General features: G+C 60.3%; 19 protein-coding genes and 4 pseudogenes. 12 read left to right on the top strand and 11 right to left on the bottom strand.

Annotation, left to right across the window (positions count from 1 at the left end):
• Positions 1-2 precede the first annotated feature (2 nt).
• From NKJ76_RS21005 to NKJ76_RS20995, 3 genes are all read right to left on the bottom strand, one after another.
• Positions 3-1,031, bottom strand: coding sequence for an ABC transporter ATP-binding protein (locus NKJ76_RS21005; RefSeq protein WP_023713978.1), 1,029 nt, complete (start codon positions 1,029-1,031; stop codon positions 3-5).
• A 77-nt stretch (positions 1,032-1,108) separates the two neighbouring features.
• On the bottom strand, positions 1,109-1,846 hold the full coding sequence (locus NKJ76_RS21000; protein ID WP_352538259.1) for a GntR family transcriptional regulator: 738 nt from the start codon (positions 1,844-1,846) through the stop codon (positions 1,109-1,111).
• Positions 1,846-3,180, bottom strand: coding sequence for an aspartate aminotransferase family protein (locus NKJ76_RS20995; RefSeq protein WP_352538258.1), 1,335 nt, complete (start codon positions 3,178-3,180; stop codon positions 1,846-1,848). The genes NKJ76_RS21000 and NKJ76_RS20995 overlap by 1 nt, the downstream gene beginning before the upstream one ends.
• A 121-nt stretch (positions 3,181-3,301) precedes the next feature.
• On the opposite strand from NKJ76_RS20995, the gene NKJ76_RS20990 reads away from it, so the two are divergent.
• From NKJ76_RS20990 to NKJ76_RS20965, 6 genes are read left to right on the top strand one after another with little or no spacing between them, the layout of a single operon-like run.
• Positions 3,302-4,357 (top strand): ABC transporter substrate-binding protein, encoded by a 1,056-nt coding sequence (locus tag NKJ76_RS20990; protein ID WP_023683358.1) that lies wholly within the window; start codon positions 3,302-3,304, stop codon positions 4,355-4,357.
• A gap of 31 nt (positions 4,358-4,388) precedes the next feature.
• Positions 4,389-5,588 carry an ABC transporter permease gene (locus NKJ76_RS20985; RefSeq protein WP_352538257.1) on the top strand — a complete coding sequence of 400 codons (1,200 nt, stop codon included), beginning with the start codon at positions 4,389-4,391 and terminating at the stop codon, positions 5,586-5,588.
• A complete protein-coding gene (locus NKJ76_RS20980; protein ID WP_050590882.1) occupies positions 5,585-6,394 on the top strand; it encodes an ABC transporter permease in 810 nt (269 codons plus the stop codon). The genes NKJ76_RS20985 and NKJ76_RS20980 overlap by 4 nt, the downstream gene beginning before the upstream one ends.
• Entirely contained in the window at positions 6,391-7,569 is a 1,179-nt protein-coding gene (locus NKJ76_RS20975) for a M20 aminoacylase family protein (RefSeq protein ID WP_023708278.1), read from the top strand. The genes NKJ76_RS20980 and NKJ76_RS20975 overlap by 4 nt, the downstream gene beginning before the upstream one ends.
• Positions 7,569-9,002 (top strand): NAD(P)/FAD-dependent oxidoreductase, encoded by a 1,434-nt coding sequence (locus tag NKJ76_RS20970; protein ID WP_352538256.1) that lies wholly within the window; start codon positions 7,569-7,571, stop codon positions 9,000-9,002. The genes NKJ76_RS20975 and NKJ76_RS20970 overlap by 1 nt, the downstream gene beginning before the upstream one ends.
• 3 nt (positions 9,003-9,005) lie before the next feature.
• Positions 9,006-9,368: a EutQ-related cupin domain-containing protein gene (locus NKJ76_RS20965; RefSeq protein ID WP_023822801.1), complete on the top strand. Its 363-nt coding sequence runs from the start codon at positions 9,006-9,008 to the stop codon at positions 9,366-9,368.
• Between the two features lie 281 nt (positions 9,369-9,649).
• Here the strand turns inward: NKJ76_RS20965 and NKJ76_RS20960 are convergent.
• From NKJ76_RS20960 to arsC, 5 genes and pseudogenes are all read right to left on the bottom strand, one after another.
• Positions 9,650-10,875: pseudogene (locus NKJ76_RS20960) on the bottom strand (MFS transporter).
• A gap of 44 nt (positions 10,876-10,919) precedes the next feature.
• Positions 10,920-12,257: pseudogene (locus tag NKJ76_RS20955) on the bottom strand (NAD(P)-binding protein).
• A 44-nt stretch (positions 12,258-12,301) separates the two neighbouring features.
• On the bottom strand, positions 12,302-12,622 hold the full coding sequence (locus NKJ76_RS20950) for an ArsR/SmtB family transcription factor (RefSeq protein WP_023673340.1): 321 nt from the start codon (positions 12,620-12,622) through the stop codon (positions 12,302-12,304).
• A 27-nt stretch (positions 12,623-12,649) separates the two neighbouring features.
• Positions 12,650-12,873 (bottom strand): annotated as a pseudogene (locus tag NKJ76_RS20945) (NADPH-dependent FMN reductase); the annotation flags it as partial.
• 64 nt (positions 12,874-12,937) lie between these two features.
• Positions 12,938-13,354: pseudogene (gene arsC, locus NKJ76_RS20940) on the bottom strand (arsenate reductase (glutaredoxin)).
• A 264-nt stretch (positions 13,355-13,618) separates the two neighbouring features.
• On the opposite strand from arsC, the gene NKJ76_RS20935 reads away from it, so the two are divergent.
• Complete coding sequence (locus tag NKJ76_RS20935; RefSeq protein ID WP_156932591.1) at positions 13,619-13,993, top strand: hypothetical protein; 375 nt, start codon at positions 13,619-13,621, stop codon at positions 13,991-13,993.
• Positions 13,994-14,130: 137 nt separating this feature from the next.
• Positions 14,131-14,352, top strand: coding sequence for a hypothetical protein (locus NKJ76_RS20930; protein ID WP_023708273.1), 222 nt, complete (start codon positions 14,131-14,133; stop codon positions 14,350-14,352).
• A gap of 123 nt (positions 14,353-14,475) precedes the next feature.
• Here the strand turns inward: NKJ76_RS20930 and NKJ76_RS20925 are convergent, their stop codons facing one another.
• The 3 genes from NKJ76_RS20925 to NKJ76_RS20915 form a co-directional block, all read right to left on the bottom strand.
• Positions 14,476-15,798: an HlyD family type I secretion periplasmic adaptor subunit gene (locus NKJ76_RS20925; RefSeq protein WP_023723907.1), complete on the bottom strand. Its 1,323-nt coding sequence runs from the start codon at positions 15,796-15,798 to the stop codon at positions 14,476-14,478.
• Entirely contained in the window at positions 15,795-17,402 is a 1,608-nt protein-coding gene (locus NKJ76_RS20920) for an ATP-binding cassette domain-containing protein (protein WP_198023249.1), read from the bottom strand. Before NKJ76_RS20920 ends, NKJ76_RS20925 begins: the two co-directional genes overlap by 4 nt.
• 95 nt (positions 17,403-17,497) lie before the next feature.
• Positions 17,498-19,087 (bottom strand): hypothetical protein, encoded by a 1,590-nt coding sequence (locus tag NKJ76_RS20915; protein ID WP_023708270.1) that lies wholly within the window; start codon positions 19,085-19,087, stop codon positions 17,498-17,500.
• Between the two features lie 269 nt (positions 19,088-19,356).
• Between NKJ76_RS20915 and NKJ76_RS20910 the strand changes: the two genes are divergently transcribed.
• The 4 genes from NKJ76_RS20910 (at position 19,357) to NKJ76_RS20895 (ending at position 23,907) form a co-directional block, all read left to right on the top strand.
• Positions 19,357-21,507: an ATP-grasp domain-containing protein gene (locus NKJ76_RS20910; protein WP_198027441.1), complete on the top strand. Its 2,151-nt coding sequence runs from the start codon at positions 19,357-19,359 to the stop codon at positions 21,505-21,507.
• Between the two features lie 16 nt (positions 21,508-21,523).
• Entirely contained in the window at positions 21,524-21,976 is a 453-nt protein-coding gene (locus NKJ76_RS20905; RefSeq protein ID WP_196814078.1) for a hypothetical protein, read from the top strand.
• A gap of 73 nt (positions 21,977-22,049) precedes the next feature.
• Positions 22,050-23,147, top strand: a complete 1,098-nt coding sequence (locus NKJ76_RS20900; RefSeq protein ID WP_196814079.1) for a cupin-like domain-containing protein — start codon at positions 22,050-22,052, stop codon at positions 23,145-23,147.
• 496 nt (positions 23,148-23,643) lie between these two features.
• The gene (locus NKJ76_RS20895) at positions 23,644-23,907 is read left to right on the top strand and encodes a hypothetical protein (protein ID WP_031208144.1); all 264 of its coding nucleotides are present in this window, start codon (positions 23,644-23,646) and stop codon (positions 23,905-23,907) included.
• Positions 23,908-23,968: the final 61 nt, after the last annotated feature.

The following is a 23,968-nucleotide window of genomic DNA, read 5'->3' as shown; positions in this document are numbered from 1 at the left end:
TGTTATCTATCGAGCGCGAGGCAATCCTCACGACCACAGCCCAGCCGGATCGCCGTACCTGGATCGAGCTTCGGCTGAGACGACGAAGTAGCAAGCTTGACGATGAATTTCTGGCCGCTCGCGGTCGCGGCGACGAGCCGGACATGATCGCCGACGTAGATTGATTGAACGACCGTCGCCGGAATCTCGTTGAGCGCCGTGACGCCGTCCTGCAGAACGGACAGGCGCTCGGGCCTTATCGACAGCGTCACCCTGACACCCGCAGAAAGCGCAGCACCGCAGGACATGGCGTTCAACACAACGTCGCCGTCGTCGAGGCGGACGGATACGCCGCCATCCTCGCTCCCGGCCAGCACGGCACCCAACATGCGGTTGCTCTCGCCGATGAAACTTGCGACAAAGCTCGCCGCGGGACGCTCGTACAGTTCGCGCGGCGTCGACAGTTGCTCGATGCGGCCGGCGCTGAACACTGCGATCCGGTCCGACATGGTCAGCGCTTCAGTCTGGTCGTGCGTGACGTAGACGAAGGTCACGCCCAGCCGGGCGTGAATATCCTTGATCTCGAACTGCATCTGCTCGCGCAGCTGCTTGTCGAGGGCGCCAAGCGGTTCGTCCATCAAGACAAGATTTGGTTCGAAAATCAGGGCCCGGGCAACCGCCACGCGTTGTTGCTGCCCGCCCGAAAGCTGCGCTGGCCGCCGATTGCCGAATTCGGGCAACTGGACCATGTCGAGAACGTTCCCGACACGTCGCCTGACCTCCTCGCGGCCAAGTTTGCGGACCTCGAGCGGGAAAGCCAGATTTTCGGCGACCGTCATGTGCGGGAAAAGCGCGTAGTTCTGGAACACCATGCCGATGCCGCGACGATTGGCGGGAACGTTGTCGATGCGCTGACCGTCAATGAGAATTTCGCCCTCAGTCGTATCTTCGAATCCTGCCAGCATCATCAACGCCGTCGTCTTGCCGGATCCGGAAGGGCCTAGCAGCGTCAGGAATTCGCCGCGCATGATTTCCAGGTCGAGCTGGCGCACCGCCTGGACCGCATGCCCGTAGCGCTTGCTGACGCCGCGAAACTCGACGTGAACCGGCCCACGCGGAGATCCGCCCATCACCGCGGCTGCGCCTTCGGATCACGGCGTACCGAGGCCGGGCGCTTGCGAGCAGGCTGCGCCTCAGCCGCCGCCGCGGCGCGAAGAATGATGTCGGCGGCCTCGCGCAGATCGGCCACCAGGGCCTTGCGCGCAGCCGCGCCATCGGCGCGACGCAGCGCGGCGAGCATTTCGTCGTGATGGTCCAGGCCCAGGCCGTAGGTCACGTCCGAGCGGACGATGTTCAAAAACGGTCCTGCCTGCAGCCACAATTTCTCGATGATCTGCTGGATGAGAGGTGATCGCGCGGCATGGTACATCGTGAAATGGAAGCGCCTGTTCAGGCCGAGATAGTTAGCCATGACGTTGCTCTCGACGCACTCGCGCATCAGCCTGTTCAGCTTCGCCAATTCATCGAGTTCTTCGGGCGTGATGGTCGTCGCAGCCCATTCGGCCGCCGTCCCTTCGACGCTGCAGCGCACACGCACGAGATCCGAAATACGCGCCACCGTGGCCTCGGGGACGATGACGCCCCGGTTTGGGTGGTCGAACATCGCCTCGTCGCTGACGAGTTGCCGCAAGGCCTCGCGCACCGGCATGGCGCTGGTCCGGTACTGTTCGGCAAGCTGTCGCACGACCAGTCTTTGGCCGGGCAGGAAGTCACCGTTCATCAGTGCTTCCTTCAAGCCCGTATGGACACGAACATGAGCTGTCTTTTGCGCGGCCGAGCCAGCGGTGGCATCCTTGCGATCGAGCATCAGTTTGTCCGGCGGGGCAGTATTTTGAGGTTGCTCGACAGGAAATCGTCGAATGCGGCGGCGAAGCCGTCGAGTTCGGCGTCGCCAAATGGCAGTGACAACGCCAGCATGCCGCGCGGCGTCACGTAGTACCCTCGCAACAGCATCTCGATATGCCACAGCGCAATCACCGATGGATCGGCATCGTCGAGCCGCGCCGGCGTGTCCACCGGCCCCCTGACGAAATGCAGGTTCATCAACGACCCGCGCCCTATGACGATCCCCTCGACGCCATGTCGTTCAAGGGAGACGTTCATCGCTTCACGCAAGCGATCGCCGCGCGCATTGATGGCGCGGCTCGCCTCTTGTGTCAGCACCTGCGTCAGACCGGTGAAACCAGCAGCCATGCTGAGAATATTGTTGTTGAACGTCCCACCATGCGAGAACGCACCAGCCAAAGCCGGATCGAAGCGGTCGACGAGGTCGGCGCGTCCACCGAATGCGCCAAAACTCGCACCGCCGCCGATGTACTTTCCGAGCGTCACGAAATCGGGAAAAATTTCATGAGCGCCGTGGAGCGCTCGATAATCGAGGCGCGAGGTCATGACCTCGTCGAAGATCAGCAGCGCGCCTGTCTCCTTCGTCGCTGTGCGCAGCGCCTGCAGGAACTCGCGGGTGGCCGGGATGCAGCCGCCGCCGCCCATCATCGGCTCGACGATGACGGCGGCAAGCTCGCCGCCCTGTTCCTTGATGAGCGCCACGGCGCCTGCACTATCGTTGTAGTCGGCGAAGACAAAGGGGAAAGGCAAATTGAGCGGTGAGCCGCCATGCGCAAAAGTCAGTACGCCGCCGTGATAGCCTTCCCGGAAGGCGAGTATCTTCGAACGCTTCGTGATGGCGCGAGCGGCGGAAATCGCCATGATGTTCGCCTCGGTGCCCGAGTTGCAGAAGCGCACGCGCTCGATGGCTGGAAAACGTTCGACCACCGCCGCTGCCAGGCGCGCCTCGTAGCGGTTGGGTGCACCCAGCATGATGCCGCCCTGTATGACGTCCACAAGGGCCGCCGAAATCGCCTTGTCGGAATGGCCGTAGAAGCCGGCGCTGTATTCCGAGACCAGATCGACATAGGTATGGCCGTCGAGATCGGTGACCCTGCAGCCCTGGCCGGAGACGAACGAAACAGGGAATGGCGGGTACCAAAGTACAGCCCTCGTATTGCCGCCCGGCAACGATGCCGCGGCCTCGTTCTGACGCGCCAGGCTGTTCGGGTTGGCGTCAGCGAAACGCTGTCGCGCCTCGTCCAGAACAGCAGCGAGACTTACATTGGCGCGCACGTCTCTAGTGCCTTTCAGCATTCGATCAAATCTCCTTGTCTTTTTAACTTTTTTTCACTCTATCGCAAATTCCTGTTGCTAATCAATCCATTTTGCGTTTGAAATTTGATCAAATCGACAAGAATAGGAAAGGGGAACTGCGATGAGGACTTATCTGCAAGCCGTATCTGCCGCCGCGATCTGCCTCGCGACCTCGACTTTTGCCGCGTCCGCGGCCGATCCCGTCACGGTGGTCGGCTGGGGTGGTACATGGGACAAGGCCTACAAGGATGGAGTCTGGGACAAGTACACCGAAAAGACGGGCGTCCCGATCGTCATGGAAGAGTGGGGCGGCGAGGTCGCCAAGGTGCGTGCCCAGGTGCAGGCGGGCAACATTACCTACGACGTCGTCTCGGTGGAAGCGCCCGCCATGGAAGTCGGCTGCGCCGAAGGCCTGTTCGTCCCGCTGACGCCCGAGATCACCGGCGACGCGGCGAATTATCTTCCAGGCACCCTGCACGAATGCGGTGTCGCGTCCGACACATGGGCAACGGTTCTTGCCTACAACACGGATGTCTATAAGGGCGACGCAGCGCCAAAGAGCTGGGCGGACTTCTGGAACGTCGAGAAATTTCCGGGAAAGCGCGGCCTCTACCAGCAAGCGCAGTTCACGCTGGAGAACGCGCTCATGGCCGACGGCGTGAAACGCGAAGACATGTACAAGGTGCTGGCCACGCCGGAAGGTGTCGACCGGGCTTTCGCCATGCTCGACAAGATCAAGCCGAACGTCGTCTGGTGGTCCACCACCACGCAGGGCATCCAGAACCTCGACAGCGGCGAAGTGACGCTCAGCGACGCGTTCAATGCACGCATCACCAACGAAGCCATCAACGAGAAGAAGCCCTACGCCATCGCGTGGGACGCCGGCTTCTTCTACGGCACCGACTACTGGGCCGTGGTGAAGGGCGCACCGCACCAGCAGGGGGGGCTGGATCTCCTCAAGTGGTTCTCCATCCCTGAAAATCAGGCCGGCTTCTCCAAGCTCTATGCCTATGGCACCGGCCGCAAGGAAGCCGCCGACCTCATTCCCGCGGACTGGAAGGCCAACCTGCCGACGTCGCCGGAGCACCTCCAGTACGGCGCCGCCTATGACAACGACTTCTGGACCGAGCACAAGGAAGCGCTGGAAGAACGCTTCAAGGCCTGGCTCGCGAAGTAACTTGGGCATGTTGGTCGGGACAAAACCGGCTATGAAGCGACGCCAACGGGGCGGCATGCTCGCCCTGTTGACGGCTCCGCTTATATTATTCGTCGTCATTCTGTTTCTGTGGCCGGTGGCGCGCTTCCTCGCTCTGGCCGTCGACAACTCGGATTTCTCGAACAACCTGCCGCGCACCATTGCCGCTCTTGCCGGCTGGAAAGCAGAGAGCGGCCTGCCTGGCGAACCCGTCTTTGCAGCACTCGTCGAGGACCTGGCCGACGCGCGGCGCGCCGGGAAGGAAGGCGTCCTGGCGCAACTCGTGAACCAGCGCGTTGTCGGTAGCCGTTTCCTCGTCATCAAGACGGCAAAGGATGCGGCCGACGGCAAGCTCGGCATGCGCCCCGTGCGCGACGAGGTGCTCGCCCAACAGGCCGGCTGGAAAAACATCGATCTCTGGCAGGTCATAGCGCGTCAGCAAAGCGCGCGAACGGACTATTATCTGCTTGCGAGCCTCGACCTGAAGCGCGGCGCGGACAATTCGATCGAAGCCGTTTCGGCCGACCGCGCCATCTTCGTCGACGCGCTGCTGCGTACGATCTGGATCAGCATCGTGGTGACGGTCATCTGCGCGGTGCTCGCCGTGCCGCTGGCGCAGGCGATCGTCAGCGCGCCGCCTGCCTGGTCGAAGCTGATGTTCGCGCTGATCCTGTTTCCGCTCTGGACATCGCTGCTGGTGCGCACCGTCATCTGGATCATCGTGCTGCAGAAGAACGGTCCCGTGAATTCCACACTGCTCGGATTGGGTATCGTCAGCGAACCCCTCGACCTCATCTACACCCGCTTTTCGCTGTACCTGGCGATGGTTCAGGTTCTGCTGCCCATGATGGTCCTCTCCGTCGTCGCCGTCATGCGGCGGGTTCCGACCACCTACATGCGCGCGGCGCTGTCGTTGGGCGCGCCGTGGCTCACGGCGTGGCGCCGCGTCCAGTTGCCGTTGATCCTGCCCGGGATCCTGTCCGGCGGGGCGATCGTTTTTGTCTTCGCTCTCGGCTATTACATCACCCCGACGCTTGTCGGCGGGCCGACAGACCAGATGATCTCCAGCTACATAGCCTTCTACACCAACAGCACGCTGAACTGGGGCATGGGCGCAGCGCTTTCCCTGCAACTGCTGATGATCCTCGTATTGTTTGCGTTCCTGTTCTGGACGGCATCCGTCCTCTTCCGCAGCAAGGCGCATGTCGTATGAGCGCCGACCGCTTCCGGAAATGGCTGATGTACGCCTATGCGGCGACGTTGCTGGCTTTCATCATCCTGCCCCTGCTGATCGTGGTCCCCATGTCGCTGACCTCGAGCAATTCGCTGGCATTTCCGACGCCGGGCTGGTCGTTGCGCTGGTATGCCGAACTGTGGGTCGACGAGCGCTGGCCGAACGCGCTGTGGAACTCGGTCATCATCGGGCTATCCACCACGGTTCTGGCTTTGCTGCTCGGCATACCTGCGGCGATCGGGCTCGCCTGGGGTGATTTTGCCGGGAAACGGATCCTCTACGCGATCATCGCCGCGCCTTTGGTGACGCCGGTCGTCATCGTCGGCGTCGCGGCCTTTTCATTCTTCGCCACGTTGGGACTCGTTGGCAACAAGCTATCGATCATTCTGGTGCACACGGCGATGGCCGTGCCTGTGATGCTAACCACCGTCGTCGCCAGCCTTTCGACCTTCGACCGGACGTTGGTTCGTGCGGCGGCATCGCTGGGCGCCGGCGCCATGCGCACCTTCTTCAAGGTGGTGCTGCCGCTGATAGCGCCGGGCGTCGTTACAGGGGCCATCATCGCCTTCATCATTTCTTTCGACGAAGTCGTCGTCGCAAGCTTCCTCTCGACGGGCGCGGAGCGAACCTTGCCCCGCATGATATTCTCCGGGGTGCGCGAGTCCATCAGCCCTGCCATCGCGGCTGTCGCCGTGCTGCTGATCGCTTTCTCGGCGATCCTGCTTGGGCTCATCGCCATCCTGCAGAGCCGCTCGCAAGCTCTCCGCGCAAAGGCATCGGCATGAAACTGGTTCCGTCGGTGCAGCAACTCGAGACCGAGATGACGGCGTGGCGGCGGCATCTCCATGCCAATCCCGAGCTCGGTTTCGAAGAGTTCGAGACGGCCCGTTTCGTGGCGGACAAACTGCGCGCGTGGGGCATCGAGACGACCGAAGGCGTCGGACGCACAGGTGTCGTCGGCACGCTCAGGGGCAGGCTTGGCGCTGGTCGCAGCCTTGGCATCCGCGCCGACATGGATGCCCTGCCGATGACTGAGGCACGGCCGCTGGCGCATGCGTCCCGCACCCCCGGGCGGATGCATGGCTGCGGCCATGACGGCCATACCACTATGCTGCTCGGCGCAGCCTCGGCGCTTGTTCGCTCGCCCGACTTCGCCGGCACGGTGCATTTCATCTTCCAGCCGGCCGAGGAGGGTCGAGGTGGGGCGCTTGCCATGCTGAACGAGGGCCTTTTCGAGCGTTTCCCCTGCGATGAAGTCTACGCGCTGCACAATTGCGAACGGCCGCTCGGCGAGATCGCCGTCCACCGCGGAACGGTGGCCGCGGGGGCCGATCGCTTCGGGATCGTCGTCCACGGAAGGGGCGGCCATGCGGCGATGCCGCATCTGGCGATCAATCCACTCCCCATCGCCGCGCGCATCCTGCTGGCAATCGAAGCCCTGCCCGGCCGCGTCACCGATGTGCATTCTCCCGCAATCGTCACCGTTGGCAGCCTGCGCGCAGGCGAAGCCTTCAACACCATCCCCGATACGGCGTTTCTGACCGGCACCGTGCGCACCTTCGACCACCAGGTTCAAAAGACGCTGGAGACGGCAATCCGCCGCATCGCGAAAAACGAAGCTGAAGCTTTTGGCGCCGGCATCGACCTCCGCTACGAAACGCCCTTCGCACCGACGATAAACACTGCGGCGCAAGCCGACGCGATGATCGCGATTGTGAACGAGGTGATGGGACCGGCAAGTCTCGTCATCGATCCGCCTCCCGAGATGGGTTCTGAAGATTTCTGCTACATGCTGGAACAGCGGCCCGGCTGCTATTTCCTGCTCGGCCAGGCCGACGATGCGCACCAGGCCGCGGCTCACGACACCAACTACGATTTCAACGACGCAATCCTGCCGATTGGCGCGAGCCTTTGGGTCAGGCTCGTGGAGCGCCGCCTATCAGCCAGAGGCGCATCGTGATGCAACTGACGGAAAAGGACATCGTCTGGCGAAGCCATTGGCTGCGGCAGGCCCTGCCCGAGGACCCGAACCTTGCGCCTCCGCTCGAAGAGGCGACGCAGGCTGACATCTGCATCGTCGGCGGCGGCTATCTGGGCCTGTGGACCGCTATACGCCTCAAGCAGCACAATCCCGCCTTCGATGTTGTCATCGTCGAGCGCGACATTTGCGGCGGTGGCCCGAGCGGCCGCAACTCCGGCATGGTGCTCTCGGCATGGGCGAAATACAGCGCGCTCGCCGCGCTGCGCGACGGAAACGATGCACTTTCGATCATCAAGGCATCCGAAGCCGCAATCGGCGGCATCGAGGCTTTCTGCAAGGCCGAGGGAATAGACAGCTGGTTTGATCGCATCGGCTGGATCTGGGGTGCGACGTGCGAAGCCCAGCTTGGCGTCTGGGACGACGCGTTGAACAAGCTGGCGGCGCATGGCTACGTGCCGGCGCGACGAGTTTCGCGCGACGAGATCGCAGCGATGGCCGGCACGACGAGCCACCTCGGCGGCGCGTTCGATGCGTCGTCGGCAACCGTGCATCCCGGTTTCCTCGTGCGCGGCCTGCGCCGGGCAGCACTAACACGCGGCGTGCGCATCTATGAAAAGTCGCCGATGACGCGGTTTTCGCGCGACGGCACGCTCAAGGTGGAGACGGGGAGAGGCACTGTGTCCTGCGGCAAGATTGTGCTTGCCATGAATGCATGGTCCGGCGCCATTCGAGAACTGGCGCCGGCAATCTTCAACATCTCCAGCGACGACGCCATGTCAAAACCCATTCCAGACCTTCTCGACAAGATCGGCTACCGCCGCGCGCCGCTGATGATCGATTCCCGCGTTTTCGTCGGCGGTTGGTCGCCGACGCGCGATGGTCGGCTGTCTGTCGGCGTCAGTGGCGGCGTCATCGGCCTCGGCGGCATCGTCGACAGGCGGTTTCATGGTCTATCGCCACGGGTCGCCGACATGCGCCGCGCGTTGCGGGATGGTCACCCGGCGCTCGCCGACTTTCCGCTCGATACATCATGGAACGGCCCGATCGATCGGACCGTCAGCGGCGTGCCACTGTTCGGCGCCCTGCCCGCCAACCGCGACATCGTCTACGGCTACGGCTTCTCCGGCAACGGCACGACGATGGCCTATCTCGGCGGCAAGATCCTGACCGGCCTGTTGACCGGCGGCGAATCCGAGCTCACCCATTCGGCGCTCGTGCGCCCAGTGACGCGAGGCTTCCCATCCGAACCATTCCGGTTCGTCGGCGCGCATTTCGTCCGCGGCGCGGTGCGGCGGCGCGACGATCTCGAACATGCCGGCCGCAAGCCCGGCCTCGTGACCAGATGGCTGGCGGGATTGGCCCCGTCAGGCGTCACCCCTTCGAAAGCCAACCTCCGCGCAAGGAAAGGATGAACTGTGTCCAAGGCCAAGATATTCAAGCACAGCGAATTGACCCTGAAGCCGTCGGTCACGCCGACCGGCACATCCTCGATTGCCCGCGTGATCAATGCCGATATCAGTCGGACAATGGGCGGCGGCATCGAGTATCTCGAGAACGCCTCGATCGACTGGACCGTGACCTATGACGAGGTGCTGTTCATCCACGAAGGCACCTTGACGATCGAACTTGACGATGGCCGCCATGAGTGCAATCCGGGCGACATCGTGTGGCTGCCCAACGGCACCCATCTGAAATACATCGCCACCGAACGGACCGGTTATTTCTATTGCCTTTACCCATTCGACTGGGCAGCACGGCAGGGAACGGTAGAACCCTGAACTGACAGGCACTCCTTCTCCATCCGTTGGCCATCCGCAGCGCAGTTCCGAACCCGGACGTCCAGACATCGACTCCGGCTCCTACTCCTCGGGTTGTCACTTTCATCATATGTCATGCTGGCGCGCATGTCTGGCGGCAGATAGCAGCGACACAGCTCACCCGCACCACCTAAGCAGGAACCGGTAGCTCGACGAGTGGGGGGAAAGCCGGTAGCGCTTTCTCGCTACCATTCGCGGACAATGTGAACAAGTTTAGCGCGAAACCGCCACCGCTAGCCACACTATTGCGGTTGCACCTGAAAATTCCGTCGACTGAAAATCAGCCAACCCAAACCGCATGCCACGGCGACGTTAATCAGCGCAAGGGCGGAAAGTGTCGCCAGTGTGCCGTAGGCACCGAAGCGCTCTAGAAGCACCGCGCCAGGGAGGGCGCCGCCGCTTGGGCAATCAGGCTCGGCATGGCAAGGCGGCCCATCAGCTTGGCGTAGCCATTAGAGCCGAACATCGCGAGCGGGAGTGTTCCACGCGCGATGGACTCTAGGCCAATGCCTGCTCCGTAGAATGCGAGTGCCAACGGAACGATCGGCATGCCGAGCCAAAGAGCAGACACCCCGATCGCAACGAAGGTCACCGAAGCGAACTTGGTCCAGATCGGGTGATGGAACCGTGCGATCACCATCTCGATTGTCCGCGCAGCCACCTGGAACGGACCGACAAGGGCTCCAAGCCCCACCGCCGCCGCAAGCGTCATGCCGCCCTTCTGCAGGATCGTCAGCAGATGCACCGACAGGGTCGAGGAGATCACGGCGGCAAGGGTCAGGGTCGAGGCAAGCACGACCATGATCGGTAGATTGGAGCCGGTTTGGAGAGCAGGCGTCACTGCCGCACTCGATGCGGCCTTGACAAGCGGTTGCGGCAGGCCGCGAGGCAAGATCACAAGGTAAAGCGGTAAGGCGAGGCAGAGCTGGACAGCGGCGTAGGCCAGGCACGTGCCGCGCCACCCTATCTCCCCCAGCAAAAAGGCCGAGATCGGCCAGCAGATCGTGCTCGCAAAGCCGGCGAACAGAGTGAGCGTCGTGATAGCAGAGCGCGCACCATGGCCGTAGAGCCGGCCAAGGGTGCCGAAAGCAGCGTCGTATAGACCTGCCCCCATGCCGAGGCCGATAACCAGCCACGCCACGATGTAGGCGGCCGGATTGGGGGCTACCGCAAGTCCGACCTGGCCGAGCCCGATGCAGCGAGCGCTGAAGGCCAGAACGTTGCGGCCACCGTGCCGTTGGATCGAAGACCCGGCACGCGGCGAGATAACTCCCGCCGTGAGCAATCCGAGAGACAGGCCTCCGAGGACCCAGGGCAGAGGCCAGCCTGTATCCGCAGCGACTGACGGCGCAATAACAGCGGGGAGATAATACGATGATGCCCACGCCATGATCTGTGTCACGCCGAGCGTCGTGATGATCGTGCGACGCCCGCGCACGACGGCAATCGGCTGAGGCGAAAAGGTCATGCCGCGGCGCTGCAGCCGCAGCCAGCCTTGCCACCCTCCTTCGCTTACGCGTCCGCGACACAGCAGGCGTCAACCGCCTCGGCCGCCGGGCCACCGCAGCAGCCTTTCGAAGCTGAGCCGGAAAACGATGCCGGCACTGCAGACGCCGGTCTCCGGCAGCACCAGTTGAACGGCATCGGCCGCCGCCATGTCACCAGCGATCGCCGCAGCGACGGAGCGAACCTGCTCGTAGCCCGTCAGCAGCAGGAACGTCGGCGCACTGCCATAGCTCTTGATTCCGACCGTATAGAACCCCGGTTCCGGATGGCTGAGTTCACGGTGGCCATGCGGGGGGACGTCCCCGCAAGAGTGCTCGTTGGGATCGATGAGAGGGCCGAGGGCCTTTACGCTTTCAAGCCATGGATCCAGATCGAGCCGCAGCTCCCGGGTCAGAGCGAGGTCCGGCGCTGGCCCGTGGCCGCGATAATCCTGTCGACAGGACCGATGGTCAGAACACCATCTTTGGTTTGCCCGTCCACAAGCAGGCGACCATCTATCTCACGGATAACTGTGGTGGCAAAGCCGGTCACAAGACGAACGCGGCCGCTTTCGGCAAGGTCCTTGACTTCGGAGCCGAGTTCACCGCGTGCGGGCAAAGCGTCAGCATCGCCGCCACCGTAGATCCGTACCAGGTCGGTGCTGCGTGTCGTCCAGATTGCAGAGGTGCCTGGAGCGCTTTCTGACAGATTGGCCAGTTCCAGCAAGGCATTGGCAGCGGAATGACCGGCTCCCGCCACGAGTGTAGTGCGGCCAGCGTAGAGGTCGCGATCCCGGCCCAGGACATCGGGGATGCCGTAGCCGATCCGGTCGCGGAACTCGCTCTCGCCTTCAGCGGACAGGCCGCCGGCGCCGAGCGGGTTCGGTGTTTGCCATGTGCCTGACGCATCGATGACGGCCCGGGCATTATCCCGGCGCTGTCCACTCGTGGTTTCAACCATCAGCATGAAGGGCCTCAGTTCACGCCCCTTGCTGACGACCTTGTCGGCGCCCCAGCGAGACACGGCGATGACGCGGGCGTTGGTCTCGATGGTCGGTGCCAGTTCCGGAAGCTGCGCGAGCGGGCCGATGTATTGGTTGACCATCTCATCAGCGGTGGGAAATGCCTCGAGCTCCGGCATTGTCCATCCATGGCCCTTGAGCAGCCGTCGAGCGACAGCGTCAACGCAATAGCGCCAGGGCGTGAAAACGCGAACGTGCCCCCAGTCCAACAGGTTCGAACCCGCGTGCGAACCAGCCTCGTAAACCTTCACCTTCAGTCCACGGCTGATCAGTTGAGCGGCCGCGGCGAGACCCACCGGCCCCGCGCCGATCACTGCCACCGGGAGATCTGCCATGTCGTTCATTCGTTCGATCCTTCCAGTATCTTCGAATTATTCGGGCAAAAAAATCAGGCGACAACTTTGGTGGTCGAGGGCGCACATTTTGCGTCGGCACAGCACTCGTCAGCCAAATAGCCGATCAACGCATTCATGCCGGGATAGTTGGCGCGGCAGATCAGCGTCGTCGCCTGACGCTCCTGGGTGACAAGTCCCGTATCGACCAGCCGTTTAAGGTGATGCGACAGCGTTGAAGACGGGATCTCGAGTCTCTCCTGGATACTGCCGACCGGCAGTCCTTCGTCCCCTGCCCTGACCAATATGCGATAGAGCTGGAGCCGCGTCGGATTTCCGAGACTTTCGAGCTGGGATGCAGCTTGTTCGAGTTTCATGGAAATAGGAATAACCGTGGCAGCTCGCAGATCCCGCAGTTCCTGGACCTTCGGATGATCGGCAGATGTCGAATCGGGGAGTGGCAGGCCCGAGGGATTGAAGATACGCACCTCGGCACCCAAACGGCGCAGGATATACGGGCAGCCTCCTCCGTAGCGAGCCGGGAATAGGACCGTTCGCGCAAAGATCCGTAGAGCATCAGCACGCGCGGTTTGTGATTGGAGCGGGGCGCGTCCAGCAGAGCCTGCATTTCGATCGGCCGAGACTGCTCGTCGTCGACGTTCGGCAACGTGTCATCGGCCGCGTGGTTCTTTTCAGCCAATGCGCTTACCCTTGTTGTCGACCACGACTTCGCCATCCTGTTTCACGAACGGCCCGATATCGGGATTAGGCAGGATGTCGAGAACCGCTTCCGAGGCCGGCCTGGAACCACGCCAAGAGGTGTGACCACGATCGGCCGGTTGATCAGGATCGGATGCGCCAGCATGAAATCAAGGATTTCGTCGTCGGTCCGCTTGGGATTGACCAGATCAAGTTCGGCATAGGGCGTGCCTTTCTCGCGCAGCAAATCGCGTGGTTTCCGTGGCGGCGATCAACCCAATGAGCTTTTCTCGTGATGGCGGGGTTCTCAAACACTCGATGACTTCCGGTGTCTCGCCGGATTGCCGGATCATGGCGAGCGTGTTGCGCGAAGTGCCGCAATCGGGATTGTGATAGATGGTGACGGTCATTTTGCTGCTTTCATTGATGTGACTGGTTCGGGCTCGGCGAGCAGCCATCCGGCCAAGCCATGGCGACGCTTGCTCCCAGCAATTCGGCAACGATAAACCCCGGCACGCGACTCAGCCCGATCGGTGACGACCTCGACCGCGGCTGCTGGGTCAACGGGCCCAAATGGCTTGGCTAATCGGCAGAGGCGATAGCGGCATGGGTTTGCATGACGGGGTTCTTCTTGGAACCGCGGTCTACGGCCTCTGCATTTGGCCGACATTCTTGTGAGCCTGCCAGACGGTGCTCTTTTGAAGCGCTTGCGCGCAGCCGCCGATTGGCTCGGCGACATTGCCGGCGCCTTGCTCCAAAAGGCTTGCGTCAAAAGCGCCGCGCCGACGGGGCGCCGGCTGCGCGTCGATGGCAGTTCGATCTCGCGCCCTGGCAGTGCCGGCACGGACTGGCGGGTGCATGCCACCTACGAACCGGCGCTCGCACGCTTCACGCATCTGGAGATCAGCGACGTGCGCGGGGGTGAAAGCTTCTTGCGTGTTCCGCTACGCCAAGGCGACATTGTTGTTGGCGATCGCGCCTACGCCCGCGCTCCATCCCTTGAAAAGGTGGTGTCGGCGGGTGCCGACTTCATCGTGCGCACGGGCTAGACCAGTGTTCGGCTGACCACGCCCGACGGGCAACGGGTCGACTGGAACGCCATCTATGAGCCCATGCAGCCTGGTGAGGTTTGCGAGATGAACGTGCTCGTGGAGCATTCGGGTCGCAAGGGACGAGGCAAGCGCCCTTGCCGACAAGGCTCATCGTCAAGCGCAAGGATGAGAAGGCCACGCAAAAGGCCCACAGGCTGCATAGTCTCCTGCGTTCTGAAATCCTCAACGCCATGCTGATGGTGATGCGGCCGGGAAAAATCCTCACCCGCGTCACTGAAATCATTCGTCACGTCTGCGATCCACCAAGACGGCGCAAAAGCCAATCCGCCGCTGCAAGAAGCGCCGTCTTGGTGTAAAGTTAGCGCTTATGGGCTCTTCTCTCACCCCAGCAGGTGCACGCTATCTTTTAAGATGTGGAGGCGCTGAGCTTGCGCACCGCTCACTATCCACCCCAACGACGGCTGCCCCGATAGCCAATCCTATTGTTCGCGCAGAGCCCGACCCATGGCAGCGTAGACCGGAGCGCTAAGATATTCCCATGCTGACCTCGCTCCAGTCTCGATCATCACTTGTGTGTTCATCCCGGCTTGCAATGCCACGGGCGTTGCCTTCAGGGACTGAGGTGTCAGAACGATGCGAGCTGCATAAAATGCCTTGCCAGTGCGCGGATCGACCAGCCGGTCTGCTGAAAGGGTGCGGACATCACCGTTCATGGGCTGCTGATACCGCCTGCCCACCGCGCTGAGCCAGATGGTCGCGTGCAGCCCCACTTTCACCTGGTCGACGTCGAGCGGGTCCACGTTGGCAATCACGACGAAGTTGTCGTCGACGGGCACGATATCCATCAGAGGATCGCCTGCTGCTATCACCCCGCCAATGGTGTGAATCTTGAGCCCCACTATGGTGCCTCCGATGGGAGCGCGGATCTCGGTTCTTGTCATCACGTCATCGGCGGCGGCTATTCGTTGAGCGGATTCATATATCTTGGCACGCACCACCCCAAGCTCAGCGACAATGTCGGCCGCCGTGGATGCGTTAAGTTCAGCAACCTTGAACTTCGTCTCCTCCATTTTTTGCCTGGCAACGCCAATTGACGCGATATAGCCGCTCAGGTCGCCTCCCACATCCGCCTTTTCAGTCTCCAAATCTGTCAGGCGCGTCCTTACCACCAGCTTCTTTTGATAAAGGGCACGAACATCGCCCAGCTGCTCCTCGATCAACTCCAGTTTCCGTGTGGCCGCAGCCACCTGCCCTTCATAGCCCTCTATCTCCTTATGCAGGCTTCCGGTCGTTTGCTGCAGCAAGGAAAGTCTCTCACGAAGCAAGGTCTGACGTGTTCGAAAGATACTCTCCTGGCCGGAAACAGCCTCGGCCGCCATTTTACCGGGCTCCTTTAACTCTGGCGGAATCTCGATTGAGTCCTTGCCGTCTCTCTCGGCGATCAACCGTGCCTCGGTAGCTTTCGCCTCGTACCATTGCGCCTTGATCTCGTTCGCAGCGGCCGTAGAAGCAGTGCTCTGCAGTCGTACCAGGACCTGACTTGCCGATACGCGATCGCCCTCCTGAACCAATATCTCGGATACAATCCCACCTTCGAGATGCTGCACTGTCTTTACGTTTGAGGCTACCTCCACCAACCCGTTGGCAACAATGGCGCCCTGGATTGGAGCCGCAACAAGCCACATGCCGGTCAGGGTCGAAAAAATTGCGATTATCGCGAAACCGAGAACAATGAAGTTCTTACCAAAGGGCGCAGGATCGTCTCCGGGTTGTTTGGCGCCAACGGCGAGCGGGACTGTCACTTTACACTCCGCAACTCAGTTTTCACGGAACGAACCGCGCGCTCCGTGGGATCGGAGAGCTCAGGCGTTCGGCCGCCCAGGATCAGCGTCCGGTCGATCAATCCGACAAGACGGTTGGTTTGTCCCGACATGGTAATGACTACCGAGCATCCCGATCCCTTCATGACTTTCACCGCTGCTTCAAGCGCCCTTCTCGACGAACTGTCAAAATTGGCGAATGGCTCGTCCAGAACGATAAGTCTCGGAGCGCGAAACAGCGCCCTTGCAAGCGCAATCCGTTTCCGTTCGCTGCCAGACAGCCCGATCGTGTCGTCAAGCACTGTGTCATAGCCTTGGTCCAGGCGAATAATAACATGGTGGATTCCTGCTATTTTTGCAGCAGAAACCACATCATCGATGGAGCTTTGTTGAAACCGGGCAATATTCTGGGCGACGGTTCCCTCGAACAGTTCGACCTGCTGTGGCAAATAGCCAATGGCCTCGGCTCTAACATGATCCGGAAGCCGAGTGACGTTCATGTCTCCCAGGCGAACCTGTCCGGTTCGTGGCTTGAGCAAGCCTATCAGGAGGCGGGAGAGCGTTGTCTTGCCCGTCGCTGCGCGCCCGATGACCAATAGCAACTCGCCTGGCGCCAGCGACAGCGACAGTTTCCTGAATACGTCTTCTCGCGATCCCGCGTGCCTGAACGCTACTTCATCAAGAATTAGTGTGCCGCGCGAAGTTCCAGGCAGCAAGGACGGGTCCCCGTCCGACGGCCTGGCCAGGTCCGCCTTGATTTTGGCGTATCCTTCGCGCGCCTCGCGGAGGCCTCTGAGTTCCCCAACCGCTTTGCCAACCATCCTGTAAGCGAAGTTGGCTATGAGTCGGGCTGCAAATATCCCCCCTAGCGACGCCTGGTCGTTCAGGAACAGCCATATGCCGGAGGCCAGCAGAATAATGTAGAGGCTACGATTTAGCACCCGGATCGCGGCATCCAGGCTGGATCCCCAAGCATTAAGCCGGTCTCTTTGCAGGAAGCCGTCCGCCCGGCTCCTAGCCCAGCGCCCGGCGATTGCGTCCGCCATTGCAAAGGCACTAACAACGTCCTTGTGCCGCTCCGCCGAAACCAACACCTCTTTTGCCTGCTTGGCGGCATCGCGTTCCGCTTGACGGGGTTCGCGTGTGAACTTTTCCTTCAACAGGCTCATACCAACCAGCAAAACGGTAGCTGCCAGCGCGATCAGCCAGAGAACCGGATGGATGAAGTACACACACAACAGGAAAATCGGTGCCCAAACGACATCCAGCCAGGCAGATAGCCCGCGTTCAACAAAGCTGGAGACCTTTTCGATGCTGGCCAGAAGCGGCGGATTGGCTACGCCTGACGTCAATCCGGCTTTCACGGAATGGCTGGTCAACTGATGCTCGATCCAGACACTCCAGCGCGAGAGCATGCGACGGCGAATGGTTTCCAGTGCGACGCCGGCTACCAGGGCGAGCAAGGCAGCCAGGGTCAGGATGACAAGGGTTTCAACGCTGCGGCTCGAGATGACCCGGTCGAATATCTGTATGAGATAGAGCGGGCCGGCAAAGCGCAAAACATTGATAAACACGCTGAATACCACCAGAGCCGCAAGGCCGGGTATCGACTTTCTCCACATTTCGCTGAGGGGGCCGCTATACCGACGCCTGCCTCGTGTGTTCATCGGGACACCGTCTTTCACGCGCGTCCAAGGGGAGCGTGCTGATCAGAATGCTCATTGAAGAGGCCAGAGAAATTCATGATCACCGCATCAATGTCATCATGAGCATCCAACGGCGGCGCCTCAAGTGCGTTTTGCAGAGGTCTATCGTGATGATCGGCCGCCTCAAACATTGACCAGGTTTCGTTCAGCAGGTAGGACATCCGGGCAGCCGGGAGCGGAGCGCAGCCGAGGGCCTGCACGATGCCGCCGAGCGACGACTTGAGGGCACCGCGGCTTTTTGCCAGCACTGCTGCCTCTACTATTTCCGCGGGCGCCTGCACCGACATGAATGTGGGGATAGAACCCTGGGAACCCTGGGAAGGCCGCTCAGGCAGAGTGACCAAGATGCTTCCGAATGGACTGGGCCACGTCGCCAGGCTGCCATTGGCATTTACTTCTCCCAGTTCGGCTACAATCAACTCGCGCGCGACCTTTGCCAAGAAATCAATCCGGAGTTGGTGAGAATGGGCTCGATCCACGCCGAGCGGCATGGCTGCCTCCGACGATGCCGCAATGCGCCGCAGGTACGGGTTGTTGCTCTGTCCGTTGGACAGTTTTTCCGCAGCGCGGGCCCTAAACACAGGACCGAGCGCGCCATCCTGGAGATCCCACGGGGAATAGCAATGCAGCCCGGTAGCTTCCTCAGCCTCTCTCACGCCAAGCGGTGATCGGCCAAGTCTGCCGCTGATGGCCAGCACCTTGTGGCCGGCAGCGCGCAACGTATCCACTCCATACTTTGCACCCATCGCGTCGTAGGACGCGAATATTGTGCCAAGAGCCATGCTGCGAAATGATTCCGCCAGAATTAACTCGGACGTTTCCTTCTGCTGCAGCCCGTCGGCAATCTCGATGACAGCAACGTCGCATCCATTTTCGGCTGCATGGTTCAGCAGGCGGAAAGCGCCCTTTTCGATCATTTCCACTGAGGCAAGATAAGTGGTTGCAAACCCGGCGTCGGTGAAATCAAGAACGATGTCAGCGCCCGCATCGCGCACAATCCAGGTGTCGCCACCGGACCCAGTTCCGGTAATCTTCAGCGCGGCAACCTTAAGCCCTGCTCTTTTGAAACCTCTTACCAACGACGTCGCCGTCAATGTCTTTCCCGCGTTCATGGATGTTCCCAGCGACAGGACAATCGGCAGAGAGGGGCGAAGGTCGTCGGAGCTGACCTTGTAATCCCAAACATTCAATCGGCGACCGAACTTGTCCCCGATCAGTCCGAGAGGGGTGATCTTCGTTGGCGCGATCATGCGATCATGTCTGGAAAGCTCACACGCTGCGATGCCTCCCCCCGCCACTAGGTCACATGGTCCGAGATCAGGGCCAATAACAGCTTCGAACTGGTCCGGTGCGTATCTGTTTCCATAGCAAATGATTATCTCATCGCCGGGAAACATGATCGCCTTTCTCCCGTTGATCAGTTCCAATCTGCTGTGATTGCCGAGTTTGTCCACACGAGCCAGGACAAGATCGCCTGCGACCGGCTGCAAGGAACCTGTGATCAACGTACGCATATGCGAGGCCGCGACCCGGCGAGTCGCGAACGAACGCTTGGCTTTCTTCATGCGCCCGCGCTGAATTCTACAAACAGACATGATACTCACCCCAACGCTACTTCAATTACGCAGTCCGAGTCTTTTTATCTTAAACTTTATTGAAGTTTTATTTTCCTCTGGTTCCAACCTTTCTTTATTTTTTTGTTGCCTTAACCATTAGCTAACCATAATATAACTGAGGGTTGCGCGCAAGCGGTGGAGGCAGGAACCTTTCGTAAAGCAGACGGAAGGTTAATTGGGGGGCAAAATGTATGGTTATGGTATGCCCAATTGAGGAGTTGGAACCATTTGAGATTGCCGGTTTCAGGACGCTATCCGGCCTCAATGTGTATAACGCGAATACAGTCGTTAAATTAACGCTGAATTTAGGGCAACTGGCTACTGCCCGCGTGTCCGGTTTATCTTCCGGGGCTTGCTCAGTGCTTGCCGGACTGTTTCCGGAGTGCGAGCAGGATGCTTTGGTGCCCTCGTATCTAGCTGATGCGATCCTGGTCGCCGACCTCGAGCTTCGCCGCGCGATGAATTTTTATACGTTTCCAACTGTGGCCACGTTGGTGAGCGATCCGTCCGAGATCAATTCAGTGATCGTCTGGGAGTCGGACGACCCGCAAATGTCGCGAGCGGCCGCGGCGGCTGTCGTTGATGCGGTCAGCGAGGCAACGCGAGATGGGAATGCCACATCGAAGTATTGCCTCGCACGGGAATTGAACCTGGAAAGAGCAAAGAAACGGCGACTTTCAAATTCGACCGCAGTGCTGGTTGCGGCCGCCAAGAGGAACCGCATCCCGTTCGAGTTTGTTGCGCGCAACCACCTTCGTCTCGGCCAAGGCAAGAACCAAAAGCAGCTCTTCTCAACGATATCCGGTTCGACATCGTTTGCGTCGGCGAAAGTGGCGCTGGACAAGAGGCTGGGCAACAGGCTTTTGGCGCAGGCCGGCTTGCCCGTACCGCGCCAGCTTACGGTTCGCAGCAAATCCGAGGCGGTCGCTGCCGCCAAGCAGCTGGGCAAATCTGTGGTGGTGAAACCCGCCCAAGGCAATCAGGGGCGCGGAGTTTCAGTCAAGCTGCGGGGACGCCGCGCTATTGAAGCCGCGTTCGACATAGCGTGCCAGGTGGCTCAGTCTGACCGGTATGGCGTGCTGGTAGAAGAGTTCATCGCCGGCCCGGAGTATCGAGCGACGATTGTTGATTTTCGTGTCGTGGCAGCAGTCCTATGTTGCCCGCCGCAGGTTACCGGCGACGGCGAAAAAACGCTGCGTCATTTGATCGATGATTTGAATCGGGAACCCGACAGGGACGGCAGGCGTCTGTCGCCTCTCGAAATCGACGACGACCTGCTTAGACACCTGTCATTGCACCATCTTACGATGGAGACTATCCCGATTGCCGGGCAGCAGGTGGTTCTGCGGCCAAACGGTCACCTCGCACGCGGAGGCGTACCGGTTGACGTTACAAACTCCGTCCATCCGGACAATCATAAGCTATGTGAACGTATCGCCAGGGTCATTGGGCTCAGTATTGCCGGGTTGGATCTGATCATGCCCGACATTGCGCAATCTCACAAAGATGTCGGGTGCACTGTCATCGAGGTGAACGCTAGACCAGGGATCGAGTTTCATCTTTGGCCGCGGGCCGGCACGGCAAGGGATGTGAGCGAGATAATCCTGGCCAATATGTACGACGATCCGGCTTCATCGGAAGTTGCCACGGTGCTCGTCCTTGGCGACCGGCATACCAGCATGGTGGCAAAAGCAATCCAGCACCGGTTCATGGCAGAGGGGCGGAGCATCGGCCTCTTGTCGAAGAAAGGCGCCTACATCAACACCGCACCACAAGAATTCAGCCAGCGAGCAACACCGCAAATGCTGGCCAGGGATCCTTTATTGGAAGCGCTGGTTTATGCCGCTTCTCCAGCAAGAATCTCGGAGAACGGTCTTGGTCTGGGCGCTTGCCACGCCGTGTCGGTGACGGCGACGGACGTCGAGAATTGCGAGCTTCTCAAAAACCTGGCCAAAGCAGTTTTGAACGCCGGCAACCGTGGCTATTTTATAGTCGACAATGAGGATTTAGTATCCCGCCAGGCGTTGTCGGCGCTGCCTGTTGAAAGATTGATTCTGACAAGTGCCGAGACTGAGCTTGGCCCTGATTTGCGGCGACATCTACAACGCGGTGGATTGGCTCTATCGATGCGGTGGAGCACCGATGGGTCCGGAGCCAAGATGACGCTTGCATCGGGATCTGGCGAGCTGGTTGCGGAACCTGCCACGTTTGCGTCGCGACCGCCGCAGCTCAAGGCTGCCATGCATGCAATGGCAATTTCGTATCTGGCAAAACGGGATGCATGGTTCGATGAGGTGGCGTCGCCACCTTCGAATCGACCTTACGCAAATGGAGTTCAGCAGCAGGCAGGAGTTTCTCTGCTGAGGTAAAAAGGGAGTAGCGTTCATGGATACTGTTTCAGCAACTGCGACACCAAATGTTTCCCAAGGCGACGCAGCAGCACTCGTTGCCTTGGCCTTGCAACGCACCAAGAACAAGGCGGGGCAGCCTAGAACCCGTGCAAGGATGTCTTACAAGACATTCAGGCGCTTGACCGGGCGTCGTATAGGGGGGGCAAAATTTGTGAGGGAGTTCACTGCGGAGATGATGAACCTGGGTTGGCTGATGGTGCGCATGCCGTCGGCCTACGGCTTCGTGCGCGCAGCCTCCCTGGACAAATGGCAGCTCACAAAATCGGATGCGGTCGCGCAGGAACTCAAGCTGATTAATGAGGGGGCAGTGGCTGAGGCGTTGGACATTGCTCGGCAGGAACTGGGTGAACCCGGTCACGTGGGCAAGTCAACAAGCGCTTATGCCGCGCCAATTCCGCGGAAAAAACCAGGCGCAATGGACAAATAGATCGATCTCGGCGGCCTTGACCACCAGAAGGCTTCTGTCGACGCAAACGGTCATCTCAACCAGGATGGAGACCATGGCAAACAAACAGACACTCCCTGAAGAAGTTCGCGAACTCCCTAAACTTAGCATGAAACCGATCGAGGAGATTGACAGCATGCAAATCTCCACCGCACTCGGGAAAAATCGGCCGTTTGTTGTACGAGGCTGGGTTAAAGCCTCCGACGGTTGGGGCTTGGACGACCCCAAATGGGCGCGGCATACCGGCCAGGTTACGCTAGTTCCAGGGGACGACACCACGGTGTCCGCTGCATCCTATGTCTTACGCAAGAGCGGGATGACTCGCGAAATGACCTTTCAAGAGTTGTTCGAGCGGATCCTAGGCCAGGGGAAATGGCAACCACTGATGGACCCCAACGAGCGCTACTACATGTTTGGTGGAAAAGTTCCCAGCAGTCTTCTGGAAGCATTGCCTTGGCCAAGCGATCTGGAGTTCATTGGCTCGTCTCCCTATGTTGCTTCCGAAGGGGTTACCGCCAAGGCACACTATGATCATTGGTATGCGTTCCTCGTGCAGCTACACGGGACAAAAGCGGTCAAAATGTTTCCCCCTTGGGACTATAGTTTCATCTATCCGGAGCATGAAAAGACGACCGACAATCCTAGGCGAGCGCTTGTGGATTTGAATAATCCCGATTTTAACCAGTTCCCCTTGCTGAAGCAACTGCATGGAGAGATTGCCGTACTGAATGCAGGTGACCTTCTGTATATGCCAGTCGATTGGTGGCATGAGGTTGAAACTGCGGGATTCTCCGTCAGCATCAACCGGCGTTTGAGACGGAGTGCGCTGGACTGGGCCGGCGCTCTGCTTATATTTGGATATTCGGTCCTGCAGGGCGCATACCGTTACGGGATCGAACCGATCCCTAGCAAAGAAATTAAGGGCCTGGCCACGCATGCCTATGATGAGTGGAAGAGCGACACCGGCAAAACGCAATACGATCAATGGTGCGGATACCTTGCCAAGTTGGGGCGGGACCAATCGAAATCGTTGCGGATCCCCGAAGATTTCGGCGTCCTCATGGCGCAGTGGTTGCAGACTGAGCAAGAGCCAACGAACGCAGAGTTTAACGGGCTCTCGCATCCCACGGCTGGACTTCCTGTTCGGCAGTGACCTGCATTCCGGCTTTCGGACCATTGGGAGCTGGAAATTTCCACTGAGTTGAAAGTTTTCGGGAGCGCAGATCGCGACAGGCTGATGAGGGACGGCGGTTGCGGAGCATCGTTGGTTCACCGGACCTGAGCTCGGCCATGACCTTCGCTGCCCTCGAGCAGTGGGCGAGGCAGAGCGGGCCGCTCGACGTCTGCTATCCGCTTGTGCTATCCGCTTGGTGGCCTCGCGACCTTCGGATCGACCTCACAGGAATGGAGTTCACCGCAGGGAGGAGCTTCTCTACTGAGGTAAAAGGGAGTAGCGTTTATAGATATGTTTTTCCAACTGCTATCCACACCGACTGTTTCGCGAGTTGATGCCGCGAACTCGTGGATTTGGCCTTGCAACGCAGCAAGAGCAAGGCGGGAGCCTCGAACGAGGATGTCATACAAGAGGTTCGGGCGCTTGACCGGGGACGCTTCGGTGCTGGGAGGTTCCGAGAGAATTCACCACGGAAATGATGAACCTGGGTTGGCTGATGGTCCATATGCCGTCCGGTTACGGTTTCGTACGCGCAGCCTCCCTGGACAAATGGCCGCTCACGAAATCGAACGTGGTCGCGAAGGAACTCAAGCTGATCGGTGAGGGATCGCTCGCGCAAGTGCTGGACAATGCACGGCGGGAGCTTGGCGAGGCGACCGACCCAAGCAGCGGGCGCCCTCAATGGGGCGACCCGGAAGAAGAGTGGTCCGATAGGCACGAATTGACGGAAAAGCGGTAGCGAATATCCTCAGGGCAGCGGTTACTGCTTTGCGTACGGGTATGACGGCGAAAGCAGTAAC

The sequence above is a fragment of the Mesorhizobium sp. M0029 genome (assembly GCF_040323735.1).
GTDB lineage: Bacteria > Pseudomonadota > Alphaproteobacteria > Rhizobiales > Rhizobiaceae > Mesorhizobium.
Note: the sequence above shows the minus strand (reverse complement) of the source record. Positions and strands in the feature narration are given on the sequence as shown.